Origin of the sequence: Yersinia sp. 2542 StPb PI (assembly GCF_048593855.1) — a bacterium.
Lineage (GTDB): Bacteria > Pseudomonadota > Gammaproteobacteria > Enterobacterales > Enterobacteriaceae > Yersinia > Yersinia enterocolitica_E.
In genome coordinates this window covers 20,040-33,391 of record NZ_JAZGQA010000026.1, presented here as the reverse complement: position 1 = coordinate 33,391, position 13,352 = coordinate 20,040, and the positions used below count along the sequence as shown (strand labels likewise).

The following is a 13,352-nucleotide window of genomic DNA, read 5'->3' as shown; positions in this document are numbered from 1 at the left end:
CGTTAGCTCAGTTGGTAGAGCAGTTGACTTTTAATCAATTGGTCGCAGGTTCGAATCCCGCACGACCCACCATTATGTCAAGTAATCCCGCACAACCCACCATTATCTTCCAGTTGTCATCATCTCCTCCCGATTTATCTCCCTAGTGTTCTTATCGATTTCCTTTCCATCCTGAATATAACCCCTATAATCCTCTAATATTCTTTCGACGACTCACTTTCCCATCTCATTTTTAACTCCATTAAACATTTTCACCATTATCAGACAATTTTGGGCGACTTTTAGCTGGATATTGGGTATTTTGTTTAGGATAAAAAACAAATCAAGTGTTACTGGCAGCCAGCAACGTTTGCTGACTCTGGAATAACTGGCAACAGAGATGTGAGCGATGAGTGAAACTTTTGATGTGAATGCGGCTATTTATCCATTTCCTCCACGGCCTGTCCTTTTGGATGAAGAGGAAAAAGCCTTTTACCGTGAGAAGATCAAAACACTGCTGAAGCAGCGCGATGCGGTGTTAGTCGCTCACTATTATACTGATCCCGAAATCCAAGCTTTAGCCGAAGAAACCGGCGGTTGCGTCGCCGATTCCCTTGAAATGGCACGATTTGGTAATAACCATCCGGCATCGACATTACTGGTCGCCGGCGTGCGTTTTATGGGAGAAACGGCCAAAATCTTGAACCCTGAGAAGCAAGTGTTGATGCCAACCCTGAATGCAGAGTGTTCGCTGGATTTAGGCTGCCCGGCGGATGAATTTGCCGCATTTTGTGATAGTCATCCAGACCGCACCGTGGTGGTGTATGCCAATACCTCTGCGGCGGTTAAAGCCCGAGCTGATTGGGTAGTGACCTCCAGTATTGCGGTTGAGCTTATTGAGCATCTCGATAGCCTGGGTGAGAAAATTATCTGGGCGCCGGATCGCCATTTGGGTAATTATGTGCAGAAGAAGAGTGGGGCCGATGTATTGTGCTGGCAGGGGGCTTGTATCGTCCATGACGAGTTTAAAACCCAGGCACTGGCTCGCATGAAAGTACTGCATCCTGATGCTGCGGTGTTAGTTCACCCGGAATCACCTCAGGCAGTGGTTGATATGGCTGATGCTGTCGGCTCGACTAGCCAACTGATTCAGGCTGCAAAAACGTTGCCACAGCAAAAACTTATTGTGGCGACTGACCGTGGCATTTTTTACAAAATGCAGCAGGCGTGCCCAGATAAAGAATTATTCGAAGCCCCGACGGCGGGTGAAGGTGCGACGTGCAGAACATGCGCTCACTGTCCGTGGATGGCAATGAATGGTCTCAGAGCGATTGCTGAGGGGCTGGAGCAGGGAGGTGTAATGCATGAGATACATGTCGATGAAGAATTGCGTCAGCAGGCGCTGATACCGCTGAATCGGATGTTGGATTTTGCCAACCAGTTGAAGTTACAGGTCAAAGGCAATACCTGAGTCGTAAATAACACCAATTGACCTCAATACTTATTATTTCTCCCCAATAAAAGGATTGCCAGATGGATTTCCTCAGTACAAGCAATATATTGGTGCATATTCCGCTGGGTGCGGGGGGGTATGACCTTTCATGGATAGAGGCGATTGGTACCCTGTTCGGGTTACTCTGTATTTGGTTTGCCAGCAAAGAGAAGATAATTAACTATCTGTTTGGCCTGATTAACGTGACGTTATTTGCGGTAATCTTTTTCCAGATTCAGCTCTATGCCAGCCTGCTATTACAGTTGTTCTTCTTCGTCGCCAATATCTATGGCTGGTATGCCTGGAGTAAGCAAACGCCTGACAATCAAGCTGAATTGAAAATTCGCTGGTTATCATTGCCGAAAGCATTGATTTGGGGCGCAGTGTGCGTGGCTGGTATCGCTTTAATGACCTTGCATATTGATACTGTTTTTGCCGGGTTGACCCGTGCCGCAGTGGTGGTGATGCAGCGTTTGGGCGCTAATGTGCAAATGCCTGAACTGCAACCTGATGCATTCCCATTCTGGGATTCCACCATGATGGTGTTATCAATTGTGGCGATGATCCTGATGACACGCAAATATGTTGAGAACTGGCTGATTTGGGTGGTGATTGATGTCATCAGTGTAGCGATTTTCGCCTATCAGGGGGTTTATGCGATGGCTCTGGAATACGTGATACTGACACTGATTGCCCTGAATGGCTCTTGGTTGTGGATGAAGAGCGCGGCAAGAAATCATTCACGTCCGTTATCAACTCAGAGTCACTAGCGGCTAAGTCAGGCCACTGTTTTATCGGGTTTATCTCCGTTGAAACAGTGGACTTTTGCCCTCAGTGAGGGTGGTAATGGTGCGCGTTGTTACTGGCGGTCTGATTGATACCACAATCGGGTGCGGCGCAATGCTGATATTCCATTTGAATGGTGGCATGCCCAATATTGTAGTGATGCAGTAAATGGTGCTGGATACGATGCAATAATTCATCGTTATCCCTCGGAGGGATCACTTGCACATGCAGTGTCATTAGCCGTTTTTCGCCAACTTGCCATAAGTGAACATGATGAACGTCCCTCACTTCATATATGCTGGCGCATAAGTCTTTGCGCAATTTGGTGATATCAATCTCTTGCGGCGCGCCCTCTAACAGTTCGTGAAAACTCTCTTTCAGCAGCCGCCAGGCGCTGCGGAGCACCAACACTGAGACCAATACCGACAATATCGGATCAATAGGTGTCCAGCCGGTAGTCAGAATGACCACGGCAGCCACTATCGCCCCAACGGAACCTAATAGATCTCCCAGCACATGTAAGGCTGCGGCGCGCACATTGATATTCTTTTCTTCCTCGCCACGATGCAGTATCCAGAAGCAGAAAATATTTGCACATAATCCGGCGATGGCGATGAATAACATCGGCATCCCCATCACTTCATGGGGAGAAAAGAAACGCCGTACCGCTTCCCAGACTATCAATACCACAATCAACAATAATGCCGCCGCGTTGACGAACGCTGCCAGTGTGGTCAGGCGCAAATAACCAAAGGTATGGCGAGAGTCAGGTTTTCGCTGAGAGAAATGAACTGCCATCAATGCGATAAATAATGCGGCTGAGTCTGTCAGCATATGTCCGGCATCCGCCAATAATGCCAGCGAACCCGATAGCCAGCCACCAATGGCTTCCACCACCATAAACAGAGTGGTAACCACAAAAGCTATCAGTAGGCGTTTACTGTTGCTGTCTTGGGGGAAAAATGAAGATACAGCCATAGTTATCCTTGGACCATAAGATGTGTGCACAGAACTGTCGATTTATGTTAGCTCTGACAGGGTTTGATTCAAACCTTTAATCAACTGTGCTAATAGATTCTGCAGTTTAGTATAGGCCGCAGGAGCGATTTTGCCTTGCTGGCATTGGCTAATTAACTGCTGGCATAATGCGGCACCTGCGGCATTTTGCAATATCAGAAAACTGCCCTTAATGCGGTGTAATACCTGTGCACGGGCCGCTAGCGACTGTGGTACCAGTGCAAGTTGTTGGCGGTCATGCACCATGGAATCAAGCAGCGTCACCACTAATTTGCGCACCATTTTTGGGTCCTGATTACCCAATCGTAATAGTATTTCCCGCAGGTTATCGTAAACCGGTTGCTCTGTGGCCATAACGGTTTGTATGCGTAATACCCGCTCAATATCACTGAGTGTCACCGGTTTGGTCAGCCAATGGTCGATAACGATATTCCCAGACCGGATACGGGTAAATTCTTGTACATCGGCTGAGCAAAGGATGATTTTTACCGCTTTAGACTGAGATGGGCGCTCTTGTCGGCGAATGATTCGCGCCAGGGTAAAACCATCCAGAGTGGGCATATTGTAATCGACAAACAGCACATCGAACGGTTGCTGAAAATGAGCGTGTAATAGCTGGCGGGCATTATCAAACAGCTCGGATTCAATACCAAAATGCCTGAGCTGTTGTTGCATCAACAGGAGGTTACTCGGGTGGTCATCAACCATCGCGACACGAAGAGGATACAGGCATAACGTGTCCGTAATTTCTGTTGCGGGCCTCAGGATTGATGGCGATACCGTCTCCATGGCAAGCAATAATTTGATGGTGACCACGGTGCCTTTATTCAGCTCTGAGGCCAGGCTGATAGTGCCATTCATTCGGTCAATAAGCTCTTTGCAGATCGATAAACCCAAACCACTGCCTGGGATCATCAGATTGTTGCTGGTCTCAACCCGATAAAAGGGCTGGAACAGGTGGGGTATTTCCGCAGCGGCTATTCCGCAACCACTGTCCTCCACCTGCAATATCAACTCTCCTTGCTCTTCGTGCTGCGGTTGCCACGCCATCCGAACATTAATTTCGCCTTGGCGGGTAAACTTAATGGCATTGTTAATTAGATTGTTCATGACCTGAAGTAAGCGACCGCCATCAAGCAGAACTGTTTCAGGTAAGTTATCACTGTAACTGACATTTAAGGTTATCGGCCGCATACCCAACAGCGGTTGATAAACCGCGCGAATATGATTAATCCAAGGAATCAATGCAGTAGGTTGTGGTAAAAGCTGTAATGAGCCAATTTCTAACTTGGCATAATCTTGTAGGTCATTGAGTAGGCTTAATAACGATGATGCTGAGCTGTAAATAACGGGCAAATTGCCCTGCGCGGTAGTGTTTTTTTTAAGCTCCAGTTCCAACAAACCAAGGATGGCATTCATTGGTGTTCGTAGCTCATGGCTGATAGTTGCCAGAAATTTACTTTTCATCTGATTAGCGGTTTCGGCTTGCAGGCGCGCCTGTTCCAAGACTTCTCGCTCACGTCGCTCTTTGCGCCGCTGAATAAAACGGCGGACCATCACCACCAAGAGCAGTATCAACAGCCCGCCAAGGGCGCTAAACAACCAGGTGGCAGGGGGCATCATGCGATTTTCATTTACCGCATCAATAATATTGCGAGGATCGGATACCCATTCATCACGCAGTGATTGCAGGGTGGCGGGGGGGATTTGTAGCAAGTTTTTATTGAGAATCGACAGCAGTAACGGCGAGTGTTGCGCGACGCCAAAGGCCAGTGGATAAGCAATGTTATCTGCCGCAAATGCCAGTTTGATGACCCCGGAATAGCGGGAAAGAACCATAAAATTGGCGGAGATGACATTATCAATCAGCCCGTCCAACTGCCCATTAGCCAGTGCATCATACATTGCCTTACGGTTAGCAAAGACAGTGGCCAAGGTCTGGGGGGGGATCAGTTGCTGACCTAAATCCCCTTCCACCACACCGAGACGCTTACCAGATAGATCTCCCCACGTTGAGACATTATGGGTGAACGCGTTGGTATACACCCCCCACAAGGCACGGTGAATTGGCATCGAGCTGTCATATTGCGCTTTGAAACCACCGGCTAGCGGCAGTAAAGCCCGCATCATGGCCTTATTTTGTTGCACCAGTTGATCGGCCAACCGTGGGTTACTGCTCCAGACCGGCGAAAATTGCAGGCCAGTATTTTGTGCAATGGTATTGAGAATATCGACAATATAGCCGCGTGGTTGTTTATCGCGGCCACGATAAGTAAAGGGATAGTCATCATCGATGGCGGCGTAATACACCACGGGATGGGCCTTAACCCATTCTTGCTCCATGCGGGTAAGATCAGCATTACCGGTATCGAGATAGCTGGGGATTTTTTTACTCCAGCGGCCCTGAATGGTATTAAGAACGTCCATAGGGACGTTGCTGATAACGTGATCAAGCGTCTCTATCAATGCCGGATTGGTTGCCGCAAACACCAAAGAGAGACTGCCGGGCTTTATATCATTCTCAACCTGATAAATTTGCCCCAGTTGCAGTTGATCAATAATAAAGCTGGCACTGGTTTCATCAGCAATAAAGTAGTCATTAAGGCCGTTTAATAAGGAGTAAATGGCTTGCAGATTATTATCAAACAGCTGGTTATGCGGGGTTTTATTCTGAATTTCATCGACCAACTGCATACCGGCCATTTTACTAATAGCAATGCGCGCATCAGCCGAGTTTAACATTACCTGACGGCTATTTTGGCGGCTACGTAACACCAGTAACTTACTGATATAATAAGGTTTTGATATATATAAGTTGGGATTTAATGCGCTGCGAGGTAAACCAAACAGTAGGTCGATATCACCTTGTTTTAATGCCTGATTCAGGGTTGTGGCGTCGGAGAAGCCTATCACCTCCACATTGGCCCCGGTTGCTTGCTTAATATAGTTAAGGTAATCGGCATTCAGACCGTACAGGTCACCATCGACAATAATATTATACGGGCTCACATTGTCGTTGAGGATGCCAACCCGCAAAGTGGCATTACGCCATGGATTATTAGGTGTGATAAACGGTGTGCTGGCCGGTATGTTCAAGCTGCTAACTAAATTGTAGTGCAAAGTAGAGGTCGCTTGTGCGGGTAGCAGCAGGCAGAATTGGACAATGAATAGCAATACTAACCCGCATTTTCTCATGGTTGTAGCTCGTTAAATACGGCAATTAATGCCAGTAAATTTGCTGCACCGGTTTTATTGAGAATATTTTTCTTATGTGTGCTGACAGTTTTATTGCTGATATTCAGTAACTCAGCAATATGTAAATTAGAATGGCCTTTACTGAGTAATCCCAATATTTGCAGCTCTTTCTGGGTTAAATGGTATTTTTCATCGTTAGGTGTGCCGCTATCCAGCGTACTGGCGGGGAATACTCGTTGGCCGGCAATAACGGCATCAATGGCTTGCAATAGGTTATCCATCGGCTGCCCTTTATGCATAAATCCCTGTGCCCCAGCGGAATAAGCCATTTTGGCATAAACTTCCTCTTCCTGGGCGGTGTAAATCATGATGGACTGCTGTGGATAGTGGCGGCGGATTTTGCGTAAAAACTGCAAACCGTCAAGCTGTGGCAAACTGATATCCAAAATTAATAGATCGAAGTGATATTCCGCCAATAAGGCCAAAGCCTGCTGGTCATCAGCAGCGCAATGCAGATGATAACGTGGTGTCGCGCGCATCAGTGCGGCTTCAAGGGCAACATGCACCACAGGGTGATCATCAACTAACAGTAACCTAGGCATAAACCGTATTAACCTTTAGGGATAAGAGGGGGGTGATAACCGAGTATGACTCTTATTAATGATTTTATAACAAATAACAATCCAGATAAAAATTGATGGCTTCATTCAATAAGTTGATACCTAATCGAGTAAACCGCATTATTGCTGTTTATCTGCACAGAACACCAAATGTAATAAAGTAGATTTACAGCGTTCAATTCACCAGCTAGATTGGTTCAACTAGATTGGTACCGATAGACGTTGTGCGATGACCGTCACAAGACTTAATGGAAGAACTATGAATTACCTGAATGATGACCTACGGATTAATGAAATTAAGGAACTCCTGCCCCCTGTTGCTTTGTTAGAGAAGTTTCCAGCCAGTGAGAACGCAGCAGAAACGGTATCCAAGACCCGCACAGCTATTCATAACATCCTGCGAGCCCAAGACGACCGTTTGTTGGTTGTCATCGGTCCATGCTCTATTCATGATACCCAAGCGGCCAAAGAGTATGCGGCCCGTTTGCTAACCCTGCGTGAAGAACTGCAAGGCGAGCTTGAAGTGGTGATGCGGGTTTATTTTGAAAAACCGCGTACCACGGTGGGTTGGAAAGGTCTGATTAACGATCCGCATATGGACGCTAGCTACGACATCAATGACGGTCTGCGTATCGCGCGTAAGTTATTGTTAGATATCAACGAGAGCGGGCTGCCAGCCGCGGGTGAGTTTTTGGATATGATAACCCCGCAGTATTTGGCTGACCTGATGAGCTGGGGTGCCATCGGCGCCCGTACCACTGAATCTCAGGTTCACCGTGAGCTGGCTTCAGGTCTGTCTTGCCCGGTTGGATTTAAAAATGGCACAGATGGCACTATCAAGGTCGCTATCGATGCCATTAATGCGGCCAGTGCGCCGCACTGCTTCCTGTCAGTGACCAAATGGGGTCATTCAGCGATTGTAAATACCGCCGGTAACGACGATTGTCATATTATTCTGCGTGGTGGCAAAGAGCCAAACTACAGCAGTGCTCATGTTGCTGCGGTTAAAGAAGGGCTGAGTAAAGCGGGCCTGGAACCACAGATCATGATTGATTTCAGCCATGCTAATAGTAGCAAGCAATTTAAAAAGCAGATGGATGTCAGTAAAGATGTCTGCAACCAGATTGCTCATGGTGAAAAATCGATTATGGGCGTGATGATTGAAAGCCATTTGGTGGAAGGCAATCAGAATCTGGAAAGTGGCGAACCACTGACTTACGGCAAAAGTGTCACCGATGCGTGTATCGGCTGGGAAGACACCGAAACGGTATTACGTGAGTTAGCAGATGCCGTGAAAGCGCGCCGCCAATAATAGCGAGCAGGCAAATAAAAACCCCCGGCATTGATCATGTTCGGGGGTTTTTTAATGGTGCTAATCAGGGATGATTACTTCGCTTTGCCTTGGTTGGCAACAGCGGCGGCTTTAGCAGCGATTTCATCAGCGTTACCCAGATAGTAACGTTTGATTGGTTTGAAGTTTTCATCAAACTCATACACCAAAGGTACGGCAGTTGGGATGTTCAGCTCAAGAATTTCATCTTCGCTCAGGTCATCCAGATATTTTACCAATGCTCGCAGAGAGTTACCGTGGGCGGCGATAATGACACGCTCACCACTGACAATGCGGGGTTTGATCACTTCATTCCAGTAAGGAATAACACGTTCGATGGTCAGCGCCAGACTTTCTGTGGTTGGCAATTCTGCATCGGTAAGCTTTGCGTAACGTGGGTCATTGCCAGGGAAGCGCTCATCGCTTTTTTCCAGCGCAGGTGGGGTGATAGCAAAACCACGACGCCACAATTTAACTTGCTCGTCGCCATATTTGGCCGCAGTTTCTGATTTATCCAGACCTTGCAGTGCGCCGTAATGACGCTCATTCAGTTTCCAGGTTTTTTCTGTTGGCAGCCAGGCCTGATCCAGTTCATCCAGCACACTCCACAAGGTGTGGATAGCACGTTTCAGTACTGAGGTATAAGCAAAATCAAACGCGAAACCTTCGTCTTTTAACAGCTTGCCGGCCGCTTGTGCTTCTCCACGGCCTTTCTCAGATAAATCAACATCATACCAACCGGTGAAGCGGTTTTCATTGTTCCACTGACTTTCGCCGTGTCGTACCAGAACCAGCTTAGTTACTGCCATAGCGTTAACTCCTTTAATGTGAAACTCAATCTCTATACCCGTCGGACTTGAAGACGCTGTCTAACCACGCTATTACCGGAGGGTATAGATTAATATTCAATGATAACTATTATCATTATATTGCGGGATTGCCGCCAACAGCAATGGTTTGTGTTTAACCATAGCCAATTTTTTAGCGGAAGTTAAGCTCATTGGGGTTCCCTCGCTTACCGCCTTCCTGGATCTTGATATTTATTAGGTATCGGTTTATATCCAATTAAAAAAGGGGTACTAAATACCCCTCCGGCTGCGGGGATTAGGCGGCTTTCTTCAGGCAGGTACTCATAAAGGTTTTACGCTCATCACCTTTTAATGCTTTGGCCGCTGCGTCGGCATTGCAGCTTTTCATTTTCTGCTGTTGTGGCGTCAGGGCTTTTTCATCGGGATGAATCTGCGCTTTCAGGCATTGGCTCATAAACTTCTTCCGATCATCGCCTTTCAGTGATTGGGTCGTTGCCTGCTGATTACAGTCAGTCATCTTCTTCTGTTGTGCGGCCTGAGCGGGTGACGGTGTTTTCGCCGTATCTGCTGCTATCACATTGACACTAAGCAGTAATCCCGCACAGAGTAACCATAGGGTAGTTAGGCGCATAAACATTCCTTAAATAATGTTGAGGGTCGGAAAGGGCGGGAAACAGGTCAGTATCACCGCAGATAGATGCTGTTAAGCGTAGTCGGCAGTGCTCAATATGGGTAGTTATCCCCGTCATCTTTCAAACAGCGTTCAAATCGGTTCCCGACCGATTTGTCACCCGAATCACTGACTTATGTCAGCTCATCGGGATCTCGTCTTCCTGCATCTTGAAATCTGTTGGGTATATAGCGTTATAGCGCGATAAAGTGATAAACCGTGGTGGCGCGGTAGGTTTTCCCCGGTTTTAGCCAGCAATCAGGTTGTGGCCATTCGGGGTGGTTAGGGCTATCAGGTAGGAATTCACTTTCCAGCGCTACGCCGGTGTAGCTGGCGTAAGTGCCCCCTTTGCGGGCCGGTGTTCCGCCAAGGAAGTTACCACTATACAACTGCAACGCAGGTGCGGTGGTATAAACACTCATTTGTACCCGGTTATCAGATGACCAAAGATGAGCCGCCGGGCTTTCCGTTGCACCGCAAGTACGATGGAGCAGGTAAGCATGATCATAGCCTTTAACCCGCTGCTGACAACGGTCTTGCAGGAAGTCGCGTGCCAGCGTTTTTGGTTGTCGGAAATCCATACCGGTTTTCTCAACATTGGCCAATCCGCCGCTTGGGATCCCCTCACTATCAACCGGTAAGTAACGATCCGCAAATAACTGCAACCGATGCGCCCGCACGTCCAGCCCTTCACCATCAAGATTAAAGTAAGCATGATTGGTCAGATTCACCGGACAGGTTTTATCGACCTGGGCCTGATAGTGGATCTCCAATCGGTTATCTTCCGTCAACAGATATTGCACTTCGGCGGTCAGATTACCGGGGAAGCCCTGATCACCATCAGGTGAGTGCAGTTGATAAGTCACCTGCCTCTCATCCTGCTTAACCTTTTGCCAGCGGCGAGCATGGAAACCTTCTGGACCACCATGCAGTTGGTTAGGTCCCTGATTAGGTAACAAATTGAGGGTTTGACCCTCCACCGTGATTTGGCTGTTAGCAATGCGGTTGGCATAGCGGCCAACGGTGGCACCAAGATAAGCGGCTTGACGTAGGTAGTCTGCGGGGGTCTGGCAGCCCAGCAATAGCTCGCGCTTTTCGCCATCGGTCAGCGGCAGGACCGCTGACAGCCAGGTTGCGCCCCAGTCCATCAGCGTTACACTCATACCGGCTTTATTATGCAATTCGGTCAATTCAAAGGGGTGACCATCTGGTGCTAACTGGTCAACACTGCTTGATGATGCAGCGTCGTTTTTCAGCATAAACCCGCTCCTTGTGAAGCCTGACATACGTAGAAGGTCTCTTTCCTACCGCCGCTATGAGCCGGATACTCCTGGGCTACGGCCGCACGAACCTGCTCAACCAGCGATGTTGGCATCAGTGCGACAATGCAGCCACCGAACCCCCCGCCAGTCATACGAACACCACCTTGCTCCCCAATAACGGATTTCACAATATCCACCAAGCTATCGATCGGCGGAACTGTGATCTCGAAGTCATCACGCATCGAAATATGAGACTCCTGCATCAATTGCCCCATCAATTTCAAATCACCGGAGGCCAGGGCATCTGCTGCCGCTAGCGTGCGTTCGTTTTCGGTAATTACATGGCGTGCACGCTTAGCGACGACGGGATCCAGCTCATCCTGAATAGAGAAGAACAGGGTTGGATCCACATCACGCAAGGCTTTAACACCAAAGAAACGGGCGGCAGTTTCACATTGCTGGCGGCGGGTGTTGTATTCGCTATCAACCAGACCCCGTTTCACATTGGAGTTAATGATAACGACCGCAACGTTTTCCGGCATGGCCACGGCACGGGTTTCAAGGGTACGGCAATCGATCAGTAGTGCATGATCTTGTTTACCCAGCGCTGAAATGAGCTGATCCATAATGCCGCAGTTACAGCCAACAAACTGGTTCTCTGCCTCTTGCCCATTCAGCGCCAGATCGACACCGCTAAGGGGTAATTGATAAAGAGACTGCAACGCTTGCCCGACCGCGACTTCAAGTGATGCTGAAGAGCTGAGACCGGCACCTTGTGGCACATTGCCACTGATCACCAGATCTGCACCACCAAAATCGGCATGGCGCAGTTGCAAGTGTTTCACCACGCCGCGCACGTAATCCGCCCAGCGGTATTCGGCATGTGGGACGATTGGCGCATCCAGTGAGAATATATCCTGCTGATTTTCATAATCAGCAGCAATAACACGAATCTGGCGGTCATCACGTTTGCCACAACTGATGACGGTTTCATAATCAATGGCACAGGGCAGCACGAAACCGTCGTTATAATCGGTGTGTTCGCCAATAAGATTGACGCGACCCGGCGCTTTGATAGTGATGTCAGGTTCTTGATTAAACTGTTGGCGGAAAATAGCCTGGGTATGCTGTTTTAAACTCATTATTTGACTCCGGCTTCTCGATAATGAACATCACTTACTGCCCGCAGGTGTTCAGCCGCCTGTTCTGCTGTAAGGTCGCGCTGGGTTTCAGCCAACATCTCATAACCCACCATAAATTTACGTACCGACGCCGAACGCAGCAACGGCGGATAAAAATGAGCATGCAATTGCCAGTGTGTGTTGTCGTCTGCGTTATACGGTGCGCCATGCCACCCCATCGAATAGGGAAAAGAGCACGAGAACAAGTTGTCGTAGCGGCTGGTCAGCTTTTTCAGGGCAATGGCGAGACAACTGCGTTGTTCCATAGAGAGGTCTTCTAACCGCAGCACATGGGCTTTGGGCAGTAATAATATTTCAAATGGCCATGCTGCCCAATAGGGCACTACCGCCAGCCAGTGCTCGGTTTCAACTACCGTCCTGCTGCCGTCACGACGCTCACGTTCAGCATAATCGACCAGCATGGGGGACTGATTTTGCTGAAAATAGTGCTGTTGCAGGCTATCTTCCCGTGCCGCTTCATTTGGCAAAAAACTATTGGCCCAAATTTGGCCATGGGGATGTGGATTTGAACATCCCATCGCCGCGCCTTTATTTTCAAATACCTGCACCCATGGGTAGGTTTGGCCTAATTCGGCACTCTGTTGCTGCCAGGTCTGAATAACATCTTCCAACGCAGGCAAAGAGAGTTGCGGCAGTGTCTTACTGTGGTCAGGTGAGAAGCAAATAACCCTGCTGGTGCCGCGCGCGCTTTGGCTCCGCATCAAGGGATCATCACTTTGCGGCGCATCAGGTGTATCTGGCATCAGCGCGGCAAAGTCATTGGTAAATACATAGGTTGATGGATAGTCAGGATTGACATCGCCGGTCACCCGAGTATTACCAGGGCACAAGAAGCAATCAGGGTCGTGCGCCGGTAAATTCTCCGTCGCCGGGGCTTCTTGCTGGCCTTGCCATGGGCGCTTGGCCCGATGAGGTGAAACCAGCACCCACTGATCACTTAATGGATTGTATCTACGATGTGGATGATCCACAGGGTTAAAATCAGTCATA

11 protein-coding genes are annotated in these 13,352 nt (G+C 48.5%); 3 read left to right on the top strand and 8 right to left on the bottom strand.

The annotated features are described in order from the left end of the window. Positions 1–388 precede the first annotated feature (388 nt). Positions 389–1,450, top strand: coding sequence for a quinolinate synthase NadA (nadA, locus tag V1952_RS05650; RefSeq protein WP_420074437.1), 1,062 nt, complete (start codon positions 389–391; stop codon positions 1,448–1,450). A gap of 62 nt (positions 1,451–1,512) precedes the next feature. Beyond that, entirely contained in the window at positions 1,513–2,241 is a 729-nt protein-coding gene (gene pnuC / locus V1952_RS05645) for a nicotinamide riboside transporter PnuC (protein WP_420071356.1), read from the top strand. A 61-nt stretch (positions 2,242–2,302) separates the two neighbouring features. Here pnuC and zitB read toward each other — a convergent pair whose 3' ends face one another. From zitB to V1952_RS05630, 3 genes are read right to left on the bottom strand one after another with little or no spacing between them, the layout of a single operon-like run. Next, a complete protein-coding gene (gene zitB / locus V1952_RS05640) occupies positions 2,303–3,235 on the bottom strand; it encodes a CDF family zinc transporter ZitB (protein ID WP_420071357.1) in 933 nt (310 codons plus the stop codon). Between the two features lie 42 nt (positions 3,236–3,277). Continuing rightward, entirely contained in the window at positions 3,278–6,469 is a 3,192-nt protein-coding gene (locus V1952_RS05635; protein ID WP_420074436.1) for an ATP-binding protein, read from the bottom strand. Further along, complete coding sequence (locus V1952_RS05630; RefSeq protein ID WP_420074435.1) at positions 6,466–7,071, bottom strand: response regulator; 606 nt, start codon at positions 7,069–7,071, stop codon at positions 6,466–6,468. The genes V1952_RS05635 and V1952_RS05630 overlap by 4 nt, the downstream gene beginning before the upstream one ends. Positions 7,072–7,348: 277 nt before the next feature. Here V1952_RS05630 and aroG point away from each other — a divergent pair, with 277 nt between their 5' ends. After that, the gene (gene aroG, locus V1952_RS05625; protein ID WP_083159568.1) at positions 7,349–8,401 is read left to right on the top strand and encodes a 3-deoxy-7-phosphoheptulonate synthase AroG; all 1,053 of its coding nucleotides are present in this window, start codon (positions 7,349–7,351) and stop codon (positions 8,399–8,401) included. A 74-nt stretch (positions 8,402–8,475) separates the two neighbouring features. On the opposite strand, the gene gpmA is transcribed toward aroG, so the two are convergent. The 5 genes from gpmA to galT all read right to left on the bottom strand — a co-directional run bounded on the left by gpmA (position 8,476) and on the right by galT (position 13,351). Next, positions 8,476–9,228, bottom strand: a complete 753-nt coding sequence (gene gpmA / locus V1952_RS05620; protein WP_083159566.1) for a 2,3-diphosphoglycerate-dependent phosphoglycerate mutase — start codon at positions 9,226–9,228, stop codon at positions 8,476–8,478. A 295-nt stretch (positions 9,229–9,523) separates the two neighbouring features. Then, entirely contained in the window at positions 9,524–9,859 is a 336-nt protein-coding gene (locus V1952_RS05615; protein ID WP_420074434.1) for a PsiF family protein, read from the bottom strand. Positions 9,860–10,092: 233 nt separating this feature from the next. Further along, entirely contained in the window at positions 10,093–11,157 is a 1,065-nt protein-coding gene (gene galM / locus V1952_RS05610) for a galactose-1-epimerase (protein ID WP_083159562.1), read from the bottom strand. Next, positions 11,151–12,302, bottom strand: a complete 1,152-nt coding sequence (gene galK / locus V1952_RS05605; RefSeq protein ID WP_083159560.1) for a galactokinase — start codon at positions 12,300–12,302, stop codon at positions 11,151–11,153. Before galK ends, galM begins: the two co-directional genes overlap by 7 nt. Then, positions 12,302–13,351 (bottom strand): galactose-1-phosphate uridylyltransferase, encoded by a 1,050-nt coding sequence (galT, locus tag V1952_RS05600; protein ID WP_420074433.1) that lies wholly within the window; start codon positions 13,349–13,351, stop codon positions 12,302–12,304. The genes galK and galT overlap by 1 nt, the downstream gene beginning before the upstream one ends. Between the last annotated feature and the right edge of the window lies 1 nt (position 13,352).